At 71.5% G+C, this 21,136-nt stretch carries 21 protein-coding genes and 1 tRNA gene; 10 read left to right on the top strand and 12 right to left on the bottom strand.

Annotated elements, in window-relative coordinates:
* Positions 1 to 1,413, bottom strand: a complete 1,413-nt coding sequence (locus ACE1OC_RS25660; protein WP_407838986.1) for an FAD-binding oxidoreductase — start codon at positions 1,411 to 1,413, stop codon at positions 1 to 3.
* Here ACE1OC_RS25660 and ACE1OC_RS25655 point away from each other — a divergent pair.
* Positions 1,354 to 3,000 carry a tetratricopeptide repeat protein gene (locus ACE1OC_RS25655; protein ID WP_407838985.1) on the top strand — a complete coding sequence of 549 codons (1,647 nt, stop codon included), beginning with the start codon at positions 1,354 to 1,356 and terminating at the stop codon, positions 2,998 to 3,000. The genes ACE1OC_RS25660 and ACE1OC_RS25655 overlap by 60 nt on opposite strands.
* Positions 3,001 to 3,126: 126 nt before the next feature.
* Here ACE1OC_RS25655 and hppD read toward each other — a convergent pair whose 3' ends face one another.
* Positions 3,127 to 4,278, bottom strand: a complete 1,152-nt coding sequence (hppD, locus tag ACE1OC_RS25650; protein ID WP_250741111.1) for a 4-hydroxyphenylpyruvate dioxygenase — start codon at positions 4,276 to 4,278, stop codon at positions 3,127 to 3,129.
* A gap of 133 nt (positions 4,279 to 4,411) precedes the next feature.
* Between hppD and ACE1OC_RS25645 the strand changes: the two genes are divergently transcribed.
* From ACE1OC_RS25645 to ACE1OC_RS25610, 8 genes are all read left to right on the top strand, one after another.
* Positions 4,412 to 4,882, top strand: a complete 471-nt coding sequence (locus ACE1OC_RS25645) for an Lrp/AsnC family transcriptional regulator (RefSeq protein ID WP_112448141.1) — start codon at positions 4,412 to 4,414, stop codon at positions 4,880 to 4,882.
* Positions 4,883 to 4,944: 62 nt separating this feature from the next.
* On the top strand, positions 4,945 to 5,592 hold the full coding sequence (locus tag ACE1OC_RS25640; protein WP_250741110.1) for an ABC transporter permease: 648 nt from the start codon (positions 4,945 to 4,947) through the stop codon (positions 5,590 to 5,592).
* The gene (locus tag ACE1OC_RS25635; RefSeq protein WP_407838984.1) at positions 5,585 to 6,877 is read left to right on the top strand and encodes a betaine/proline/choline family ABC transporter ATP-binding protein; all 1,293 of its coding nucleotides are present in this window, start codon (positions 5,585 to 5,587) and stop codon (positions 6,875 to 6,877) included. The genes ACE1OC_RS25640 and ACE1OC_RS25635 overlap by 8 nt, the downstream gene beginning before the upstream one ends.
* Positions 6,874 to 7,740 (top strand): ABC transporter permease, encoded by an 867-nt coding sequence (locus ACE1OC_RS25630; protein ID WP_407838983.1) that lies wholly within the window; start codon positions 6,874 to 6,876, stop codon positions 7,738 to 7,740. The genes ACE1OC_RS25635 and ACE1OC_RS25630 overlap by 4 nt, the downstream gene beginning before the upstream one ends.
* Positions 7,741 to 8,727, top strand: a complete 987-nt coding sequence (locus ACE1OC_RS25625; RefSeq protein WP_407838982.1) for a glycine betaine ABC transporter substrate-binding protein — start codon at positions 7,741 to 7,743, stop codon at positions 8,725 to 8,727.
* Between the two features lie 88 nt (positions 8,728 to 8,815).
* Positions 8,816 to 9,400: an ArsR/SmtB family transcription factor gene (locus ACE1OC_RS25620; protein ID WP_407838981.1), complete on the top strand. Its 585-nt coding sequence runs from the start codon at positions 8,816 to 8,818 to the stop codon at positions 9,398 to 9,400.
* A 50-nt stretch (positions 9,401 to 9,450) separates the two neighbouring features.
* Positions 9,451 to 9,696, top strand: coding sequence for a hypothetical protein (locus ACE1OC_RS25615; protein WP_407838980.1), 246 nt, complete (start codon positions 9,451 to 9,453; stop codon positions 9,694 to 9,696).
* Positions 9,693 to 11,000, top strand: coding sequence for an MFS transporter (locus tag ACE1OC_RS25610; protein WP_407838979.1), 1,308 nt, complete (start codon positions 9,693 to 9,695; stop codon positions 10,998 to 11,000). Before ACE1OC_RS25615 ends, ACE1OC_RS25610 begins: the two co-directional genes overlap by 4 nt.
* On the opposite strand, the gene ACE1OC_RS25605 is transcribed toward ACE1OC_RS25610, so the two are convergent.
* The 7 genes from ACE1OC_RS25605 to ACE1OC_RS25575 form a co-directional block, all read right to left on the bottom strand.
* A complete protein-coding gene (locus ACE1OC_RS25605) occupies positions 10,927 to 11,727 on the bottom strand; it encodes a S16 family serine protease (RefSeq protein WP_250741104.1) in 801 nt (266 codons plus the stop codon). The two genes, ACE1OC_RS25610 and ACE1OC_RS25605, sit on opposite strands and share 74 nt — an antisense overlap.
* Positions 11,728 to 11,837: 110 nt before the next feature.
* Complete coding sequence (locus ACE1OC_RS25600) at positions 11,838 to 12,479, bottom strand: IclR family transcriptional regulator (protein ID WP_054222485.1); 642 nt, start codon at positions 12,477 to 12,479, stop codon at positions 11,838 to 11,840.
* A gap of 404 nt (positions 12,480 to 12,883) precedes the next feature.
* Positions 12,884 to 14,668, bottom strand: coding sequence for a DEAD/DEAH box helicase (locus tag ACE1OC_RS25595; RefSeq protein ID WP_266957779.1), 1,785 nt, complete (start codon positions 14,666 to 14,668; stop codon positions 12,884 to 12,886).
* Entirely contained in the window at positions 14,665 to 14,841 is a 177-nt protein-coding gene (locus ACE1OC_RS25590; protein WP_266957777.1) for a hypothetical protein, read from the bottom strand. Before ACE1OC_RS25590 ends, ACE1OC_RS25595 begins: the two co-directional genes overlap by 4 nt.
* A complete protein-coding gene (locus ACE1OC_RS25585; RefSeq protein ID WP_407841680.1) occupies positions 14,838 to 15,242 on the bottom strand; it encodes a type II toxin-antitoxin system death-on-curing family toxin in 405 nt (134 codons plus the stop codon). The genes ACE1OC_RS25590 and ACE1OC_RS25585 overlap by 4 nt, the downstream gene beginning before the upstream one ends.
* 77 nt (positions 15,243 to 15,319) lie before the next feature.
* Positions 15,320 to 15,520, bottom strand: coding sequence for a hypothetical protein (locus ACE1OC_RS25580; RefSeq protein WP_382976293.1), 201 nt, complete (start codon positions 15,518 to 15,520; stop codon positions 15,320 to 15,322).
* A gap of 416 nt (positions 15,521 to 15,936) precedes the next feature.
* Complete coding sequence (locus ACE1OC_RS25575) at positions 15,937 to 17,397, bottom strand: MFS transporter (RefSeq protein WP_407838978.1); 1,461 nt, start codon at positions 17,395 to 17,397, stop codon at positions 15,937 to 15,939.
* A 203-nt stretch (positions 17,398 to 17,600) separates the two neighbouring features.
* Between ACE1OC_RS25575 and ACE1OC_RS25570 the strand changes: the two genes are divergently transcribed.
* Positions 17,601 to 17,672 (top strand) — tRNA-Cys (locus ACE1OC_RS25570).
* Positions 17,673 to 17,746: 74 nt separating this feature from the next.
* Here the strand turns inward: ACE1OC_RS25570 and ACE1OC_RS25565 are convergent.
* The 3 genes from ACE1OC_RS25565 to ACE1OC_RS25555 form a co-directional block, all read right to left on the bottom strand.
* Complete coding sequence (locus ACE1OC_RS25565; protein WP_407838977.1) at positions 17,747 to 18,250, bottom strand: hypothetical protein; 504 nt, start codon at positions 18,248 to 18,250, stop codon at positions 17,747 to 17,749.
* 146 nt (positions 18,251 to 18,396) lie between these two features.
* Entirely contained in the window at positions 18,397 to 20,664 is a 2,268-nt protein-coding gene (locus tag ACE1OC_RS25560) for a hypothetical protein (RefSeq protein WP_407838976.1), read from the bottom strand.
* Positions 20,665 to 20,702: 38 nt separating this feature from the next.
* Entirely contained in the window at positions 20,703 to 21,125 is a 423-nt protein-coding gene (locus tag ACE1OC_RS25555; RefSeq protein ID WP_407838975.1) for a hypothetical protein, read from the bottom strand.
* Positions 21,126 to 21,136: the final 11 nt, after the last annotated feature.

Below are 21,136 nucleotides of genomic sequence, written 5' to 3'. Positions count from 1 at the left end.
TCAGAAGAGCTTGCCCGGGTTGAGCAGTCCCTCCGGGTCGAAGGCGTGCTTGACGGCGCGCTGCATCTCCAGGCCCACCGGGCCGAGTTCGCGGGCGAGCCACTCCTTCTTCAGGACGCCGACCCCGTGCTCCCCCGTGATGGTCCCGCCCAGTTCGAGCCCCAGCGCCATGATCTCCTCGAAGGACGCGCGGGCCCGCCGGGTCTCGTCCTCGTCGGCGGGGTCGAAGCAGACGATGGGGTGGGTGTTCCCGTCGCCGGCGTGCGCGCAGACCCCGATGAGCAGGTCGTGCGTACGGGCGATGGCCGCGGTGCCGTCCAGCATCTCGGCGAGCCGGGTCCGCGGTACGCACACGTCGTCGATCATCGTCGCGGGCCGCAGGGCCTCCAGGGCGGGCAGCGCCATCCGGCGGGCCTGGAGGAGCAGTTCGGACTCGGCCGCGTCCTCGGCCGGTACGACGGCGCTCGCCCCGGCGGCGGTGCACAGCGCTCCCACGGCGGCCAGGTCCTCGGGCGCGTGCGGGGTGTCGAAGGCGGCGAGCAGCAGGGCCTCGGTGGTCTCGGGCAGGCCCATCTTGCCCAGCGCGTTGACGGCGCGGACGGTCGTACGGTCCATCAGCTCCAGCAGAGAGGGCGTCAGGCCGGCTTCCATGACGGCGCAGACGGCTGCGCAGGCGGCCGCGGCGGAGGGGAACTCGGCGGCGAGCGCGAGCTGGCGGGGCGGGGCCGGGCGCAGGGCGAGGACGGCCCGGACGACGACGCCGAGGCTGCCTTCGGAGCCGACGAACAGGCGGGTGAGGTCGTACCCCGCGACGCCCTTGGCGGTGCGCCGGCCGGTCTGCAGGAGCCTGCCGTCGGCGAGGACCACGTCGAGGCCGAGGACGTACTCGGCGGTGACCCCGTACTTGACGCAGCACAGACCGCCGGCGGCGGTGCCGATGTTCCCGCCGATGGTGCACTGCTCCCAGCTGGAGGGGTCCGGCGGGTAGTGCAGGCCGCGCTCGGCGACGGCGCGCGAGAGGACGGCGTTGACGACGCCCGGTTCGACGACGGCGATCCGGTCGACGGTGTCGATCTCCAGGATCCGGTCCATCTTCACGAGGGACAGCACGATGCAGCCGTCGGAGGCGTTGGCCGCGCCCGACAGACCGGTACGGGCGCCCTGGGGGACCACGGGCACGCGCAGCGCGTGGGCGGTGCGCAGGACGTGCTGGACCTGTTCGACGGTCCGGGGCAGGACCACCGCGGCCGGGGTGCCGGCGGCGCAGAAGCTGGCCATGTCGGTGGCGTAGGAGGCGGTCACCTGGGGGTCGGTGAGCAGGGCCGCGGGCGGAAGTCCTTCGAGGAGCCGCTCGTGGAGCAGCTCGTGGAGTTCGCGCGACCCGTCATCAACTTCGTCAACATCGTCAGCCATGGGGCCAGCGTGGCACCCGGGGCCATCGGTGTGAACACGCCCGCGACGTTCTTCGGACACCTCGGCGAGCTCTTCATATTGACGCACAGTGACCCCATGGACCCTCTGCGCGACGCATTCGTCTCCCAGGAGAGGCAGCCGCAGGCTGCCCCGCCCGTGACCTTCACCGGCCGCAAGACGCTCGTGGCAGCGGCGGCCCTGGTGGTCCTGATCGCCGGGGCCCTGCTGATCCGCCCGGCCCGCACGGGCGACGACGCGCGCCCGCCGGGGCCCAGCGAGCGGGCCCGCGCGGCGGTCGGCATGGGTGCGCCGGTGGCGGCGGTGGACCTGTCGGCGCTGGTCGCCGACCGGGAGAAGTGGGTCGCGGAGCACCCGAAGGACGAGGCCTCGTGGGCGGTGCTGGGCTCCGCGTACCTGGAGCAGGCGCGGCGGACGGCCGATCCCGCCTGGTACCCGAAGGCGGAGGGCGCGCTGAAGCGCTCGCTGGAGCTGCGCCCGGCCGAGAAGGGCAACTTCGACGCGATGACGGGCATGGGCACGCTGGCCAACGCCCGACGGGACTTCGGGACCGGGAAGAAGTGGGGCGAGCTGGTACGGGCGCAGGAGCCGAAGCGGTGGACGGCGTACCCGGTGCTCGTGGACGCGTACGGCGGGCTCGGGGACTACAAGGCGGCGGAGAAGGCGATGGAGCGCCTGGTCGACATGCGGCCGGGACTGGCGGCCTTCATGAAGGCCTCGCAGGTGTACCGGGACCGGGGCTGGCGCGAGGACGCGGCCATGTCGATGGAGCACGCGGGGGGCGCGGCGAAGGCCCCGGCGGAGAAGGCGTACGTGCTGTTCCGGCTCGGGGAGCTGGCGTGGGAGCGCGGTGACGACGCGCAGGCGCTGAAGCAGTACGAGGCCGCGCTGCGCACCGATCCGGGCCAGGCGGCGGCGCTGGGCGGGCGGGCACGGGTGCTGGCGGCGCTGGGCCGGGGCGGTGAGGCCGTACGGGACTACCGGCTGGCGCTGGGCCGGGCCGCGGTGCCGGCGCTGTCGCTGGAGCTGGGCGAGCTGCTGGAGTCGCTGGGCCGGGGCGACGAGGCGAAGGCGGTGTACGACGGGATCCCGGCGCAGGCCGCCCGGAGCGGGGTGAACGAGGAGCTGCTCCTGGGCCGGTTCGAGGCGGACCACGGCGACCCGGCGGCGGCCGTACGGCGCCTCACGGCGGAGTGGGCCCGGCACAAGAGCCTGCCGGTGGCGGACGCGCTGGGCTGGGCGCTGCACAAGACGGGCGACGACGCGGGGGCTCTGGAGTACGCGAAGAAGGCCACGGAGCAGGGGCTGCGGCTCGCGGAGTTCTCGTACCACCGGGCGGTGATCGAACGGGGCCTGGGCGACGTGGCCGCGGCGCGGCGGCACCTGGAGGAGGCCCTGCGGACGAACCCGCGGTTCTCGCCGGTCCGGGCCCCGCTGGCGAAGGAGGCCCTGGCGACGATCGGCAAGCCCCCGGCGGGCGGCCCGGAGAACATGCAGCCCACCAAGCCGTGGGTGGCCCCGGAACTCCCGAAGGCGAAGCCCGTCCCGAAGCCGAAGCCGAAGCCGTAGCGGGGCCCATCACGTGAACGCCGGCGGGCTGGAAATCCAGCCTCGCCGGCGTTTGAGGCACGGGGTCCGGGGCGGAGCCCCGGGAGCGGCGCCGCAAGGGCCCCGCAACCCGGCCGACGCAACCCCCTAGAGGTTGCCCCGCTTCTCCTGCTCCCGCTCGATCGCCTCGAACAGGGCCTTGAAGTTGCCCTTGCCGAAGCCCATGGAGCCGTGGCGCTCGATCATCTCGAAGAAGACCGTCGGGCGGTCCTGGACCGGCTTCGTGAAGATCTGCAGCAGGTAGCCGTCCTCGTCGCGGTCGACGAGGATCTTCAGCTCGCGCAGGGTCTCGACCGGCACCCGGGTCTCGCCGGCCCACTCGCCGAGCGTGTCGTAGTACGAGTCCGGGGTGTCCAGGAAGGTCACGCCCGCCGCCCGCATCGCCCGCACCGTGCGGACGATGTCGTTCGTCGCGAGCGCGATGTGCTGGACGCCGGCGCCGCCGTAGAACTCCAGGTACTCGTCGATCTGCGACTTCTTCTTCGCGATCGCCGGCTCGTTGATCGGGAACTTCACCTTGAGGGTGCCGTCCGCGACGACCTTCGACATCAGCGCCGAGTACTCGGTCGCGATGTCGTCGCCCACGAACTCCTTCATGTTCGTGAAGCCCATGACCTTGTTGTAGAAGGCCACCCACTCGTTCATCCGGCCGAGCTCGACGTTGCCCACGCAGTGGTCGATGGCCTGGAAGGTGCGCTTGGCCGGGGGCTCGACCATCGGGTCGACGGAGACGAAGCCGGGCAGGTAGGGGCCGGTGTAGTCGCCGCGCTCGACCAGGGTGTGCCGGGTCTGGCCGTAGGTGGCGATCGCCGCCAGCCGCACCGTGCCGTGCTCGTCGGTGAGCTCGTACGGCTCGTCCAGGCCGCGCGCGCCGTGCTCGACGGCGTAGGCGTAGGCCGCCTTGACGTCCGGGACCTCGATCGCCAGGTCGACGACGCCGTCGCCGTGGTCGGCGACGTGCTCGGCGAGGAAGCGGCCGCGGTCGGTGGAGGCCTTGATGACCGAGGTGAGGACGAACCGCGCGGCGCCGTTGGTCAGGACGTAGCTGGCCGTCTCGCGCGTGCCGTTCTCCGGTCCGGAGTAGGCGACGAGCTTCATGCCGAAGGCGGTCGAGTAGTAGTGCGCGGCCTGCTTGGCGTTGCCTACGGCGAAGACGACCGCGTCCATGCCCTTGACGGGGAAGGGATCGGCCTTGGCGGCGGTGCGCGGTGCGGTGTCGAGCGGCTGGGTCTCAGTCATGACCGCAGAGTCCCGCCGTTCCACAAGCTGCGCAATAGTTTCCATTTCTGCTGTACAGACTGACCAGTCTCAGCCCACCATGGCTGGGATATCTGTGCACTATGACCACCGACCGACCACCCCGGAGGCACCCATGGGAATCGACGAGCTCGACGGCCGGCTCATCGTCCTGCTCGCCCGCGAGCCCCGCATAGGAGTCCTGGAGGTCTCGCGCCGGCTCGGCGTGGCGCGCGGCACCGCGCAGGCCCGGCTGGACCGGCTTCAGTCGAACGGAGTCATCCGCGGTTTCGGTCCGCAGGTGGACCCGGCGGCCCTGGGATACCCGGTGACGGCCTTCGCCACGCTGGAGATCAAACAGGGTCAAGGCGCGGACGTACGGGCCCACTTGGACGGGGTCCCGGAGGTACTGGAGCTGCACACGACGACCGGGCACGGGGACATGCTGTGCCGGCTCGTGGCCCGCTCCAACGCGGATCTCCAGCGGGTGATCGACCGGGTTGTCGCGTTTGATGGCATCGTGAGGGCTTCAACGGCGATTGTCATGGAAAATCCCGTACCTCTGCGGATCATCCCCCTGGTCGAACAGGCGGCCGAGGACGACTGATCCGACCGACCCGCGGCAACGACGGACGAGAACGACGGACGAAACGGACGAGGTGACGTGGCGTGAGTTTCTGGGCCTACCTGTCCAACCGCCACCAGCAGCTCCTCACCGACGCCTTCCAGCACGCCAGCGCCGTCTTCCAGTGCATGGTGATCGCGACCGCCCTCGGCGTCGCCATCGGCGTCCTGACCTACCGCAGCGGCTGGGCCGGGAACCTCGCGGTCACCTCCACCTCCACGGTGCTGACCATCCCCTCCCTCGCCATGATCGGCCTGCTGATCCCGATCGTCGGCCTCGGCGTCGCACCGACCGTGATCGCCCTGACGCTGTACGGGCTGCTGCCCATCGTCCGCAACTCCATCGTGGGGCTGCGCGGGGTTGATCCAGCCCTGGTCGATGCCGCCAAGGGCATCGGGATGTCGCGCAGCGCCCAGCTGCTGAAGGTGGAGCTGCCGCTCGCCTGGCCGCCGATCCTGACCGGCATCCGGGTCTCCACGCAGATGCTGATGGGCATCGCGGCCATCGCCGCCTACGCCTCCGGGCCGGGCCTGGGCAACGAGATCTTCCGCGGGATCGCCTCGCTCGGCAGCGCCAACGCCATCAACCAGGTCCTCGCGGGGACGCTCGGCGTCGTCATCCTCGCCCTGCTCTTCGACGCCGCGTACGTCCTGCTCGGCCGTCTCACCATCCCGAGGGGAATCCGTGTCTGAGCCGACGTCCGCGCCGACGACGAGCCCGCAGCCGGAGGCGAGCCCGCAGCCGGCCGCCGCCTCCGGCGCCACCATCCAGCTGGAGAACCTCACCAAGCGCTACCCCGGCAACCCCAACCCCTCCGTCGACGACGTCTCCATGGAGATCAAGGCGGGCGAACTGGTGGTCTTCGTCGGCCCCTCCGGCTGCGGGAAGTCCACCACCCTCAAGATGATCAACCGGCTGATCGAGCCCACCTCCGGCCGGATCCGCATCGGCGACGAGGACGTCACCGACATGGACCCGGTCAAACTGCGCCGCAAGATCGGGTACGCGATCCAGTCCTCCGGGCTCTTCCCGCACATGACGGTCGCCGAGAACATCGCCCTGGTCCCGAAGATGACCGGCTGGTCCAAGTCCCGCGCGAAGGACCGGGTGGAGGAGATGCTCGACCTGGTCGGCCTGGACCCGCGCGAGTTCCACGGCCGCTACCCGCGCCAGCTCTCCGGCGGCCAGCAGCAGCGCGTGGGCGTGGCCCGGGCGCTCGCCGCCGACCCGCCCGTCCTGCTGATGGACGAGCCCTTCGGCGCCGTCGACCCCATCACCCGCGACCACCTCCAGGACGAGCTGATCCGGCTCCAGCACGAGCTGCACAAGACGATCGTCTTCGTCACCCACGACTTCGACGAGGCCATCAAGCTGGGCGACCGGATCGCCGTCCTGCGCGAGCGCTCGCACATCGCGCAGTTCGACACCCCCGAGGCGATCCTCACCAACCCCGCCGACGACTTCGTCTCCGGCTTCGTCGGCGCCGGGGCGGCCCTCAAGCGGCTCAACCTGACCCGGGTGCGGGACGTGGAGATCGCCGAGTTCCCGACCGTGTCCGTGGACGACCCGCTCCAGCAGATCTTCAACACCCTGCGCGCCGGCCAGGGCAACGAGCTGCTGATGCTGGACCGGCGCGGCCGCCCGTACAAATGGCTGCGCCGCGGCGACCTGATGCGCGCCAAGGGCTCCCTCGCCCGGGCCGGCCAGCTCGTGCACGACACGGTGACCCGGGACGCGACCCTGCACGACGCCCTGGAGGCCGTACTCACCGACAGCGGCGGCCGGGTGGCCGTCACCGGGCGGCGCGGCGAGTACATCGGCGTCGTGGACATGGAGACCCTGATGAACTCCGTGCACGAGATGCTGGAGGCCGACCGGCTGACGGCGGCCGAGCACGCGCACGACCTGGAGGAGCTGCGCCACCACCGCGTCGAGCGGGACCTGGAGGGGCTCCGGGACGGTTCGGAGGGCTCATGAGCCCGCGGAACCCGGTCTCCCCCGAACGCCCGCCCGGCGAGCACGAGCTCAAGGGCCACGTCTTCCGCGATCCGGAGGAGCCCGAGCCCGGCGAGGAGGTCATGGCCTCCATCGCGCCGCCCCGCCCCGGGCGCCGGCTCACCTGGGCCCGGCTGGTGACGCTGCCCATCGTGCTGGCGCTGGTGCTGCTGGCCACGTACCTGTGGATCACCAACGCCACCCTCGACACCATCGCCGAGAACTCCCTCGCCGACGGCAACGTCGAACTCCGCCTGTGGCAGCACGTCCAGCTCACCGCGATCTCCACCTTCTGGGTGCTGATCATCGCGATCCCGCTCGGCATCGCCCTCACCCGCCGCGGCCTGCGCCGGGCGGCCCCGCTGGTCACCGCCGTCGCCAACATCGGCCAGGCCACCCCGGCCATCGGCCTCCTGGCCCTGCTGGTCATCTGGCTCGGCATCGGCCCCTCGACGGCGATCATCGGCATGGTCGCCTACGCCGTCCTGCCCGTGCTGTCCAACACCGTCGCGGGGCTGCGCGGGATCGACCCTCAGCTGGTGGAGGCCTCGCGCGGGATCGGGATGTCCTCCATGGGAACCCTGATGAAGGTGGAACTGCCGCTGGCCGTCCCGCTGATCCTGGCGGGCGTACGGACGGCCCTCGTCCTCAACGTCGGCACCGCGACCCTGGCCACCTTCGGCGGCGGCGGGGGCCTCGGCGACCTGATCACCTCCGGGATCCAGACCCAGCGGATGCCGGTGCTGGTGCTGGGCTCGGTGCTGACGGTGGCGCTGGCGCTGTTCGTGGACTGGCTGGCCTCCCTGGCCGAGACGGTCCTGACCCCGCGCGGGCTGGAGGCGTAGATGGGCAAGCTCGCCCTACGGACGACCGCGGCCTGCGCTGCCGCCTTGCTGCCCCTGCTCGCGCTCGCCGGCTGCGGGCTCAAGAGCGGGTCCCCGATGGTGGACGACGTCCTGCCGGGCTCGGTCGGGCAGGGGCAGCCCCTCAAGGGCGCCTCGCTCACGGTCACCTCGAAGAACTTCAGCGAGAACATCGTGCTCGGCCAGATGATCGGCCTGATCTTCAAGGCGGCCGGCGCGGAGGTGCTGGACCGCACCAACCTGCCCGGGTCGATCAGCGCCCGCGAGGCGATCATCCAGGGCGACGCGGACGCCATGTACGAGTACACGGGCACGGCGTGGATCACCTACCTCGGCAACGACGAGCCGATCACGGACCCGTACGAGCAGTGGGAGGCGGTGCGGGACGCGGACGTGAAGAACGGCGTGGCGTGGCTGCCGCCGTCCACGCTCAACAACACCTACACGCTGGCCATCAGCAAGAAGAACAACGCCAAGTACGGCCTGAAGACCCTGTCGGACGTGGCGGAGCTGTCGCGGCGCGACCCCAAGGCGGTGACGGTCTGCGTGGAGAACGAGTTCGCCTCGCGGGAGGACGGGCTGCCGGGGATGGAGAAGGCGTACGGGATGAAGATCCCGGCGGGCAACGTCATGAAGATGGACGCCGGAATCATCTACACGCAGGTCTCGAAGTCCGATTCCTGCCTGCTGGGCGAGGCGTTCACCACGGACGGCCGGATCAAGGCCATGAACCTGGACACCCTCGCCGACGACCGGCACTTCTTCCCCAACTACAACGCGGCGCCGGAGCTGCACGCCAAGACCCTGGAGAAGTACCCGGCGATCGCCGGCCTCCTGGACCCCCTGTCGAAGCGGCTGACGACGGAGACGGCGCAGCGGCTCAACGCGCTGGTGGACGTGGAGGGGCAGGACCCGCACGACGTGGCGAAGGAGTGGCTGGTGGCGGAGGGGTTCATCAAGGAGGGCTGAGTCCGGGCGAGTTCCAAAGGAACGGATGCAAAGAAGTAGTTGCAAAGAAACTCTTGCAGAGACTTCTTTGCAACTCTACTGTTGAGGCATGCCCGAGAACGAGAAGCCCGCCGCACCCCAGCTCCGCAAGCTCGACGCCCACTCCCTGCGCGGCCTCGCCCACCCGCTGCGCATCCGCCTGCTGGGCGACCTGCGCCTGCACGGGCCGGCCACCGCCTCGCAACTGGCGGAGCGCCTCGGGGAGTCGAGCGGTGCCACCAGCTACCACCTGCGCCAGCTGGCCGCGTACGGGTTCGTCGAGGACGCCCCCGAGCACGGCAAGGGCCGTGAGCGCTGGTGGCGGCCGTCCCAGGACGGCACGATCTTCGACGAGGCCCTGGTCTACGACACCGACCCGGCCACGCGCGGTGCCGCGGAGGTCTTCCTCGCGGAGGTCGTGAAGATCCACGAACAGGAGCTGTCCTCCTGGCTGGGCGAGGCGCACACCTGGTCGCTGGAGTGGCGCCGGAGTTCGGAGCTCAGCGACTTCTCGCTCCAGCTGACCCCCGAGCAGAGCCACGAGCTGGTCCTCAAGCTCCACGACCTGATCAACAGCTACCGCGACCTGCCGCCCTCCGAGGACACGGAGACGGTCCGCTTCCACACCCACGCCTTCCCGGTGCGCACCAAGTAGCGCCACCGAGCAGCGCCCCTCTCACCCCCTTTCGCAGAAGGAGTCCTGCCGTGCACGCCTTCAGCCATGCCCAGAACCACGCCGCGATCCACGCCACCCGCACCGCCGAGGCCGCTGCCTGGCGCCGTGCGCGGGCGGCCGCACCGCACCTTTGCCACCACCCGGCCTCCGCCCTGCGCAACCGGGCCGGCGAAGCCCTGATCTCCGCCGGCATCCGCCTGATCCAGCCCGCCCACCTGCAGGCGCGCATCACCCGCAGCACCCCGCTCTCCCGCCCGCACGGCGGCATCGCGTGAGCCGTCGCCCCTTCACCGCCGTCCTGATCGCCAACACCATCTCGATAGCCGGGAGTTCACTGACCCTCATCGGGGTCCCGTGGTTCGTGCTCCAGACCACGGGCAGCGCCGGCCGGGCCGGGATCGTCGCCTTCTGCGCCACCCTGCCCGTCGCGATCGCCGCCCTCGTCGGGGGCCCGGTCATCGACCGGATCGGGCGCCGCCGGGTCTCGGCCGTCTCCGACCTGATCTGCGGGCTGTCCGTGGGCGCGATCCCGCTGCTGCACTACGCCGGGCTGCTGGAGTTCTGGATGCTGTGCGCGCTGATGGCCGTCGGCGGCCTCGTGCACACCCCCGGACTGGCCGCGCGCTACGTCCTACTCCCCCATCTCGCCGAGCACGCCGGCACCACCGTCGCCCGCGCCGCCAGCCTCTACGACGCCGTCTCGCGCGGAGCCCGCATGATCGGGGCCGCGCTGGCCGGCGTACTGATCGCCACGGTCGGCGCCGAGTCGGTCCTGCTCCTGGACGCTGCCACCTTCTGCGCCTCCGCAACTCTGGTCGCCGCCTTCGTCCGCGGGATACCGGCCGCCGAGCCGCAGCGTGCCGCCGGGAAGGTGTCACTGGCCGGCTACCGGGCCGAACTCGCCGAGGGCATGCGGTTCCTGACCCGGACCCGGCTGCTGCTGGGCGTCACGGTGATGGTGATGATGACCAACGGCCTCGACCAGGGCTGGTCCTCGGTCCTGCTGCCCGTGCACGGCCGCGAGGCCCTCGGCGGAGCCACCGCGCTCGGCTTGCTGGTCGCCCTCTTCGGCGGGTTCGCGCTGCTGGGGGCCCTGCTCTACGGAGCCTGGGGCGAGCGGTTCCCCCGTAGAACCGTCTTCGCCGCGGCGTTCCTGCTGTGCGGGGCACCGCGCTACGTGGTCGCCGCCTTCACCGACACCTCACTGCCGCTCGCGGTGACGATGGCCCTGTCCGGGCTGGGCGCGGGCGTGCTCAATCCGATCCTGACCACCGTGATGCTGGAGAAGGTGCCCGACGCGCTGCGCAGCCGGGTCTCGGGCGTGACCCAGGCGGGCTGCGAGCTGACGATGCCGCTGGGCGGTCTGGCCGCCGGGCTGCTGATCGACGGGTTCGGGGTGACGCGGGCGCTGCTGGTGTTCGGCGGGATCTACTTCCTCGCCACGCTCTCGCCGCTGGTGTTCCCGTCCTGGCGCAGCATGGAGGCGGCGCCGGCGGCCCCCCTGCTCAGCAGGACGGAACCGATTCGCCCTTCTTCTGCAGAGCCCGCAGCGCGTCAACCGCATCCGTCAGCGAAGTGACGGGGACCAGCCGCAGCCCCTCGGGCAGTTCGGACTTGGCGTCCGAACACTCCGCCGCCGGTACGAGGAACACGCTCGCCCCGTCGCGCCGCGCGGCCTGAGTCTTCAGGGCCACCCCGCCGACCGCGCCGACCTCGCCGGACGCGGTGATGGTGCCCGTACCGGCGATGGTGCTGCCGCCGGTGAGATCGCCGCCGCTGCCGTTCCCGTCGAGCTTGTCGACGATGCCGAGGGAGAAGAGCAGTCCGGCGCTCGGACCGCCGACGTCGGCGAGGTTCAGCTCGACCTTCACGTCCTTCGGGTCCTTGTGGAGGTAGCCGAGGGCGGCCTCGGAGGCCGTCGACTGCGACTTGGTCATCTCCTCCAGGTTGTGCTCCTCGATCTCCTTGTCGCTTCCGCCCGACGGGTACACCGACTCCCTGGGCATGACGGCCCGGGAGGTGTCGAACCAGTCGCCGACCAGCTCGGGGAGGGTGACGGAGGTGGACGGGCCGGTCGCCTGGATGGTGGTCATCCGCAGCTGGCCCGTGGTCTCGCGGGTGGGCGCCCCGGTGATGGCGATGACCTGCTTGCCGTCGCGGGAGCCGAGCACGTCGGCCGTGAGGCCCGGCTGCGCGATCACGAAGGGCAGCGGGGCGAAGGCCGCGACGGCGAACAGCGCGAGCACGGGCACGGCGCAGACGGCGAGGGCGGCGGGACGCGGCAGACGTGTGAGGCGAGAGAGCACCGGGCCAATCTAGCGCGGGTGCCCCCGAACGGGTCGAGCCGCGCCCCCGGCGGTCGGGGGCGCGGCTCGGTGTCCTGCTGGACGTCCTGCCGGATGTCCTGCTGCGCGGCTCAGCGCAGGGCGTCGGCCACCTCGCGGGCGGCGTCCACGACGCGCGGGCCGACCCGCTCGGGCACGGCGTCGGCCAGCATGACGACGCCCACGCTGCCCTCCAGCCCGGTGATGCCCACGAGGGGCGCAGCAGCGCCGCTGGCGCCCGCTTCGAGCTCCCCGTGGGTGAGCGTGTACCCGGGCTCGATGAGCGTGCCCTGACGGGCGGCCAGGATGGCCCGGCCGGCTGCCCCGCGGTCCAGCGGATGGCGGAAGCCGGGGCGGTAGGCCACGTGGTAGTCGGTCCAGGTCGGCTCGACGACCGCCACGGCGAGCGCTTCGGTTCCGTCCACGAGGGTCAGGTGCGCGGTGGCGCCTATGTCCTCGGCGAGGGAGCGCAGCGCGGGCAGCGCGGCCTCGCGCACGAGCGGGTGCACCTGGCGGCCCAGGCGCAGCACCCCGAGCCCGACGCGGGCGCGGCCGCCGAGGTCACGGCGGACCAGGGCGTGCTGTTCGAGGGTGGCCAGGAGGCGGTAGACCACGGTGCGGTTCACACCGAGGCGGTTGGAGAGCTCGGTGACGGTCAGACCGTGGTCGGTGTCGGCGAGCAGTTTGAGAACTCGGAGTCCTCGGTCGAGAGTCTGGGAGGTTTCCGCGGTCACGACGCCTCTCCCTCTTTCGGTGGGCGGCGGTGACTCTCTGGGGATAGCGCCGCCGGTCCCTCGGCGACGCACGGAGAGGCCGCCGGTAGCGGCCATGGCACCGGCTGCGCTCCCGCAGCGGCGCTGCCACGGGGCGTTCGATGCGGGGACACTAGCGAGCGGGTCCGCTCAGCGGAAGGGCTCGTCCAGAATCCGGGCGCCTACTGCCCTTTTATGCCGGTTGAAAACGCGCATCGCCGCCAATTCGTGACCTTCGGCCCCTGGCCTCGGCCCGCGGTCCCGGGCGGTCCCGCGCGGCCCCGCAGGGCCTCCCACCACGGGTGCGGCGCGACCACTACGACGCCCCGGGCGGGCGGGGACCGTACAAATCTCTCCCCGCCGCCCGTGCCGTATTCCGTAGGAAATCACCGCATCCGGGTGGCCCACTCCTGGACCTTCTTGATCCGCTCGCGCAGCTGTCCCGCCGTGGCTTCCGCGCTCGGCGGTCCGCCGCACACGCGGCGCAGTTCGGTGTGGAGCACCCCGTGCGGTTTGCCGCTCTGGTGGACGTACGCACCGACCATCGTGTTCAGCGACTTCCGCAGCTCCAGCAGTTCCTTGTGGGAGACCACCGGGCGCCGGTCGGCCGGCAGCTCCAGCAGGTCCGCCTCCGAGTCGGGCTTGCGCTTGCTGTGCGCGATCTGCCGCGACTGCCGCTTCTGGAGCAGCATCTGCACCTGGTCGGGCTCCAGCAGCCCGGGGATGCCGAGGTAGTCCTGCTCCTCCTCGCTCCCCGGATGCGCCTGCATGCCGAACTCGGCGCCGTCGTACAGCACCCGGTCGAAGACGGCGTCGGACTCCAGTGCCTCGAAGGACATCTGCTCCTCGTCGCCGGTGTCCTCGTCCTCCTGCTTGTTCGCCTCCTCCATCTCCTTCTCGGAGTCGGCGTACGGGTCTTCCTCGCCCTGCTTCTTCGGCTTGTCGAGGACGTGGTCGCGCTCGACTTCCATCTCGTTGGCGAAACCCAGCAGGTAGGGAATGGTCGGCAGGAACACCGAGGCCGTCTCGCCGCGCCGGCGCGAACGCACGAAGCGCCCGACGGCCTGCGCGAAGAACAGCGGGGTCGAAATGGTGGTGGCGTACACGCCCACCGCGAGCCTCGGCACGTCGACGCCCTCGGACACCATGCGGACGGCGACCATCCAGCGGTCGTTGCTCGCGGCGAACTCGTCGATCCGCTTCGAGGCGCCGGTGTCGTCGGACAGCACGACGGTGGCCTTGGTCCCCGTGATCTCCCGGATCAGCTTGGCGTAGGCGCGCGCGGAGTCCTGGTCGGCGGCGATGACCAGCCCGCCCGCGTCCGGGATGCCCTTCCTGACCTCGGTCAGCCGCTGGTCGGCGGCGCGCAGCACGTTCGGCATCCAGTCGCCGCGCGCGTCGAGGGCCGTGCGCCAGGCCTGCGAGATGGCGTCCTTGGTCATCGGCTCGCCGAGGCGCGCGGCGATCTCGTCGCCCGCCTTGGTGCGCCAGCGCATGTTGCCGCTGTAGGAGAGGAAGATGACGGGCCGCACGACCCCGTCGCCCAGGGCGTTCCCGTAGCCGTAGGTGTAGTCGGCGGAGGACCGCCGAATCCCGTCGTTCCCCTCTTCATAGGCCACGAAGGGAATGGGATTGGTGTCGGACCGGAAGGGCGTGCCGGTGAGGGCGAGCCGCCGGGTCGCCGGGTCGAAGGCCTCCAGACAGGCCTCGCCCCAGGACTTCGAGTCACCGGCGTGGTGGATCTCGTCCAGGATCACCAGGGTCTTGCGCTGCTCGCACCGGTTGCGGTGCAGCATCGGGCGCACGCCCACACCCGCGTACGTGACGGCGACCCCGTGGTAGTCCTTGCTGAGCGGGCCGGCGGAGTAGTCCGGGTCCAGCCGGATCCCTATCCGGGCGGCGGCTTCCGCCCACTGCTTCTTCAGGTGCTCGGTGGGCGCGACGACGGTCACCTGCTGCACCACGTGGTGGTGCAGCAGCCAGGACGCGAGCGTCAGCGCGAAGGTGGTCTTTCCGGCGCCGGGGGTCGCGACGGCGAGGAAGTCGCGCGGCTGGGTCTCCAGGTACCGGTCCAGCGCACCCTGCTGCCAAGCTCGCAGGGCGCTGGCGGTACCCCACGGCGCGCGGCCGGGGAAGGCGGGTGAGAGGTGGTGGGAGGCGGTAGTAGTCACGGTCTCCGGTTCGGGCTCTCGGCGGCGTATCCGTTCCGGGCGTGCATTCCGGGCATCGGTACGGCCAGCGGTACGGGCAGTCGTACGTAGGACAACCGGGCCACCTTACCGGCCCGGGCCCGCCCCTCGCGGAGGGACAGGCCCGTGACCTCGGCGCGTGCGGCGAGCGTCACATTCGCGGGTTCAGCCCGCGCAGCCGCTCCGCGATCCGCCCGATGTGCTCCTCGTCGCCCGACGCCACGTCGATGACCAGGTCGTACGCGGCGTCCTCGTCGGCGTCACCGAGATCGACTCCGTTGAGGGCGAGGAAGGTGGCGGCGGCGAGCCAGGCGGTGCGCTTGTTCCCGTCGACGAGGGGGTGGTTCGTCGCGATCCCGTGCAGCAGGGCGGCCGCCTGCTCGAAGGTGTCCTCGTACGCGGAAGTCCCGAACATCCGAGCCCGCGGCCGGTGCACGGCCGACTCCAGCAGCCCGGGGGCACGCAGCTCGACGGGCTGGTCCTGGGCGAGACAGGCGTGCCGCGCAAGGTCGAGGACCTCCCGGAGGGCGAGGTACCTGGTGCCGATGCCGTCCATCCCGCCGATTCCGTCCACTCCGCCGATTCCGCCGGTCCCGCCCATTTCGCTGATCCCGCCGGTTCCAGCGATCCCGCTCATTCTCCGAGCCGCCTCAGCAGCCCGGCGTGCCGCCCGGCCAGTCGCAGGGCCTCGCCCCCGGCCCGCTCCCGCTCCCCCCGTACCCAGCCCCGCACGGCGGCCAGCACGGCCTCCTCGACGCTCTGCCCGGTGGCATCGGCCAGATCGGCCAGCTCCGCCCGCTCGGCGTCGGGCATGTCGATGATCAGCTCACTCATCCCCGGATGCTAGCCAGCCCCACCCCGGGCATGCGCCCGCTTTACGACGCCGCCCCCACCCCGCACGCGCAGTCCGACGCCGGCCACATCCCGCACGCGCAGTCCGACGCCGGCCACATCCAGCCCCGCCGACGTTTGAGGCGCGGGGTCCGGGGGCTGGCCCCCGGCAACGGCGCCGCACAGGCCCACAGGCCCGGGCCCGCACCCGCAGGGCCGACACCAGCCCACATCCAGCCCCGCCGGCGTTTGAGGCGCGGGGTCCGGGGGCTGGCCCCCGGCAACGGCGCCGCACAGGCCCACAGGCCCGGGCCCGCACCCGCAGGGCCGACACCAGCCCACATCCAGCCCCGCCGACGTTTGAGGCGCCGGGTCCCGGGGCTGGCCCCGGCAACGGCGCCGCACCCGGCCAGCGACCCTCAGCCCCGCGCGGGCTCCGCATCCAGCCGGGTGGCGACCCACGCCCCCACCAGCGCCACGCAGGCCATCGGCAGGAACACCACGACGAACGCACCGGGGTGCGAAGCCCCGGCCCCCTCCGCCACGGAGTGCGCCGCCCCCACCGCTCCCCCGCCCAGCGCGGCGAACGCCGCCCCGCCCGCCGCCAGCAGCACCACATTCGCCAGCGCGTCCGAGATCTGCAGCGAGGCGGAGTTCGCCCCCGCCTCCTCCGGCGCCGACAGCTTCAGCAGCAGCACGCTCGTGGAGCCGATGACGAGCCCCATCCCCAGGCACCCCATCGCCCACACCAGCGCCAGGATCCACACCGGCACCCACTCCACGAGCACCGCCGGCACCCCGGCGATCGCCGCGGCGACCATGATCATGCCGAGCACCATCAGCCGTTCCCGGTACGGCGCCACCCGCCCCTGCGACTGCACCCACGAGCCGGCCGCCCACGTCACCCCGCCCAGGGCGAGCGAGAACCCGGCCATCGTCGGGCTCAGCCCCCGCTGGGTGACCAGCATCAGCGGTACGAAGCTCTCCGCCGCGATGAACGACCCCGCGGCCACGCCCCGCAGCAGCACCACCGACGGCAGCCCGCGCCGCGCCAGATAGGTCCCGCGCGGCAGCAGCCCCAGCACGGCGGGCACCAGCAGGGCCGCCCCCACGAGCCCCGGCAGCAACGACAGCCACCGAAGATCCTGCGCGGCGTACTGCAGCAGCCCCGCACCGACCGAGATCCCCAGCGCCAGCCGGATCCGCCGCCGGTCGAACGCCACGGGCGGAGCCTCGGGGTCCACCGGCCCGGAGGCGTTCCGCCGGATCGCGGGCAGCGCCACCGCGAGCGGTACGAAGACCAGCGCGGGTATCCCGAGGAAGACCCAGCGCCACCCGAGGTGCTCGGTCACGGTCCCCGCCGCCAACGGCCCGACGATCGAGGGCACGACCCAGCTCGCAGCGAAGGCCGCCATGATCGCGGGCCGCAGCCGCTCCTCGTAGGCCCGGCTGACGACCACGTAGAGCGCGACGATGACCAGCCCGCCCCCGAACCCCTGCACGGCCCGCCCGAGCACGAACATCCACATCGCCCCGGCGGTCCCGGAACACACCAGCCCCGCGGCGAAGGACCCGATCCCCACGGTCAGCGGCCGCAGCGGCCCCTGCCGGTCGGCCCACTGCCCGGAGAGCACCATGCCGAAGAGGCTGGTCGTGAAGTAGGCGGAGAAGGCGAAGGCGTAGAGCGCGATCCCGTCCAGCTCCCGGGCCGCCACCGGCATGGCGGTCCCGACGGCGGTGGCCTCGAAGGCGATCAGAAAAATAACGGAGATGATCCCGATGCTGAGCGTCCGGTACGCGGACCCGAAGATCCCGCCCTTCGGGTCGTCGGGTATCACTTCGGCGGGTGCGGCAGCAGCTCTCTGCGGGAGGACGCTCATCGCCCCAGAGTAAGGCTCGAACTGCTCTTTCGGCCCTGTCATTCCGACCGATCCCACCCCCTCCCCCAGCCCTAGGCCAAAGGTCCCGACCACCCGCTCCCCGCCCCCTCTGTGAACGCGGCATGGCAGTCGCATTGCACGCCCCGCGTACCCCTTCCCCACCCTCCCGCACCCTCGTACGGTCATACACATCACCACCACCCAGCCGTGTGCCCGAGTGGTTGAGGGACTCGCCTGCAAAGCGAGTTACGCCGGTTCGATTCCGGTCACGGCTTCTACGGCGAAGGCCGGTCAGGGGAAGGCCTTCCCCTGACCGGCCTTCGCCGTCCGTCCCTGCGAGGGGCCGCGATCAGCCGGCCGGCAGCGCCGAGGCCTGCTCGGGGAGCCCGCCACCGTCGCGGCAGCCCAGCTCCTTGGCCAGCGCGCGTGCGGCAGAGTGAGCGATGACGAGGTAGTCGTTCGCGAGCTTGGTCTCACCCTCGCTGTCCCACTGGTCCTCGAAGGCGACGCTGAGCCGCACGGAGCCCGCGGCCCCGGCCCGGGCGCTGACGCAGTCGAACGCCACCGCCCTCTGCTTGTCGGCGCGCACCACCCGCACCCCGCCCCCTGCGGCACCCTCCACCGACGGCCGGACCTCCGCGACGCGCTTCCCTGACCCGATCCGGCCGGTCACCACGCATGACGGCACAGCCCGGGCCTCCCCCACGGCCTTGGCCATGGCCGCGGCTCCCACGGCCCCCTTGGCGTCCGGGACCAGGTACCAGGACTGCAGGACCCGCCCCAGCGCGTCCGCGCCCGCCTCCCCGAGGAGCCCGGAACACGCCTCGGTCGCCGCGACCTCGGGATTCTTCACGGCAGGAGCCTTCACCTCAGGGTCCGAACCCCCGCATCCGGCCACGAACACCAACCCCGCCACAACCCCCGTGACGCGAACCGCCTGCACCCACGCCATCACAGCGTCCCCTTCACGTTTCGAACCGGCAGCATCGAATCCACCGTTCACGACCGACTTGCCGAAGACGCCACGAGATCCCGGCCGACGGAGTGGCCGACGGCGGACTCCTTGGACGCGGCCGTCGCCAGCGTGTCGACATCCGCCGCCGACATGCCCGACCCGGCCGCCGCGTGGTGGACGGCGGCGTCCGCCGCCCTGCTCGACCTCTCTTCGGCAGCGGCGTACATCGTGGCCACCTTCTTCTCCGTCTCGGCCGTCTTGTCCTCGCCCTCCTTCTTCGCATCCTCCACGAAGTGCTCGGTGACGTCCTCCTGGACCCACTCCAGGACGTCACCGGCGAGCGGTACCAACTCGACGTACTTGCCGCCCGCCGCGGTGATACCTCGGTTGATCCACTTCGCAGTGTCCTCGACGCCCTTGACGTACTCCTCGTTGCTGTGAGCGGTCTCGGAGTGCATGTTCTGGGCCCGGGCCTCCGTCAGCATCCCGGTGATCTGCCCACCCGGGAACACTGCGTTCTCAATCGCCGTGTCCAAGTGCCCGTGCTCCGCGCGGTGCACGATGACGTCGTTGACGAGAACCCCGGTGAAGGCCTGGTTGGCGTTGACGATCGCTCCGTACGCTCCCGGATCCTGGCCGACCGCCCCCAGGAAGCGGGCCATGTCGGCCTTGTTGAACTCCGCCATCTCACCGCTCACCTTGATCTGTGCGGAATGGTGGGCGGCGGACGCCTGCAGGTCGGGTACGTATTCGGCGGCCATCTGGCCGAACTGGCCGGACAGCGCGGCCAGCGGGGCCTTCTCGTCCCCACCCGGCTTCGCGGCGACCAACTCCGGGTTGTCGCTGATCTTCGCGACGACCCGTTCCATGACATCCGTCATCGGGCCGGTGTGCGGTACGGGCTTCGCGTCCTCGTCGCCCGCCGCGCGACCCGACACGGCCGCTTCCAGGGCGCCGCCGAGCGCCTCCTGCGCCGCGTGCGGGTCGCCGGCCCTCGCCATGTCGAAGCCGTCCGCGTACGGCTTCTTGTCGAGCATGTAGTCGACCATGCCCTGGTCCTTGCCGTGCTGACCGCCGACCGGCTTGTCGTCCTTGGTGACGATGCCGTCGCCGTTCGAGTCCTCGCGGACCGGCTCGTTGAAGAACGCGGTCGCCGCGTCCGGGTGGTTGCCGAGGGCCTCCATCAGACCCGTCAGCGGGTAGAAGCCCCGGCCTCCGCCCTCGCCCTGGTTGAGGACCGAGTCCAGGCCGTACGGGGTGTGGTACTCCCAGGCCTTCGGATCCTTGCGGTCCATGGCGACCATGTCGCGGCCGACCGAGGTCAGGAACTCCTTGTCGTACGTGCCCTCGCGGATCAGCGCACCGAGCGCCTGGTAGCCGTAGATCGTCGTCACACCGCCGGTGACCTGCATCTCCTTGCGGCCGGCCTTCATCAGCTGGGTCGTCCACGCAGCGTCGAGGTGGTTCGGCACGTCCTTGTGCGTCGCCAGGCCGAGCATCGCGCCCATGTCGCTCTGGATGTTCGCGACCGTCAGCGCGCGGTCCTTGCCCGCGGCGCCGAGGCTCGTGGCGTCCAGGGACATGGTGGCGTACATCTCCAGCGTGCCCTCGGCGCCGATCGTCCGGTAGAAGCCCGTCGCGAACTCGGGATCCTCGCGGTTGTCGTCGAGCAGGTCCTCCAGCTCGCGCAGCGCCTCGGGGTTGCGGGCCGTGCCCCCGTCGCCGGTGACCTTCTTCATCAGGTCGGCAGCCCGGTCGACTTGTTCGGCATCGAGGGTTTCGTACTTCGGCGCGGTGAAGTTGTTGTCGTCCGTGACATTGGCCTGGAGCGCGCGCACGAGGGAGTCGTCCGCGTCCTGGGCGTCCTCCACGGCCCGGTTGACCCGGTCCTGCCACAGGCCCCGGTTCCTGCGGAGGCTCTCCTGATAGTCCGGGTCGTGCTGGGCGGCGTAACGATCCTGCGGGTCGGAGAGCGGTATGGCCGACACCCGCCCGGTCTCGTCTATGCGGAACCCGGCGGCCGGCGCGTCCGCGACCAGCTTCTTGATCTGCTCCTGGACCGCCTTGAGGGTGGCGTGCCCGTCGGTGAGCAGGAGGTGGATGCCCTTGGCCTCGCGGGCCGCGTCGTCGAACTCCTTGGCCGTCTTGTCGACGAGGGAGCGGGCGACGCCCGCGGTGACGCCGCTCCACTGGGCCTTGTCCGACTTGGCCTTCATGCCGTCGCGGGCCGACTCCGCCAGTTCGTCCAGCTTCTTGACCATCGCGGCCCAGTCGGTGATCGCGGTCTGGAGCGGGCCCAGGGGCGCGTTCATGACGTTCTCGTACGTCAGCACGTGTCCGCCTGCCTTCGCTACTTGAGGAGCTGGTCGATCTTGGATGCAGTGAAATCGGCGTGCAGCTGCTGCTCTTCCTTGGCGTGGGAGGAGAGGGAGTAGTTCAGGCCGTTGGAAATGTTCGCGCAGGCGGCCACGAGGGTCTTGAGCTGGCTCTCCCAGCGCGTGTTGACCTTGAGCAGGGCCGCGCCGCTCGCGAAGCCCTCGCGCGTGAGCGCGCCGGCCGCCTCGGCGGTGGAGGCGGCGGCGTGCTTGCCGTCGGTGGAGAGCCGGGTGTGGAGCTTGTAGGCCTCGGATCCGACCTCGCCGATGTGGTCCTGGTTCAGCTCCAGATCGGCGCTGCCGCCGCCGGGGCCGGGCGCGGCCGGCACGCTGTTGAGCCGCGTGGAGACGTTTGCGGCGGCGCTCCGGGCCGTGGACCATTCCTCGTCGAACGACATGGAGCAGCCTT

The sequence above is a fragment of the Streptomyces stoeckheimensis genome (genome assembly GCF_045822005.1).
GTDB classification, from domain to species: Bacteria; Actinomycetota; Actinomycetes; order Streptomycetales; family Streptomycetaceae; genus Streptomyces; species Streptomyces stoeckheimensis.
Note: the sequence above shows the minus strand (reverse complement) of the source record. Positions and strands in the feature narration are given on the sequence as shown.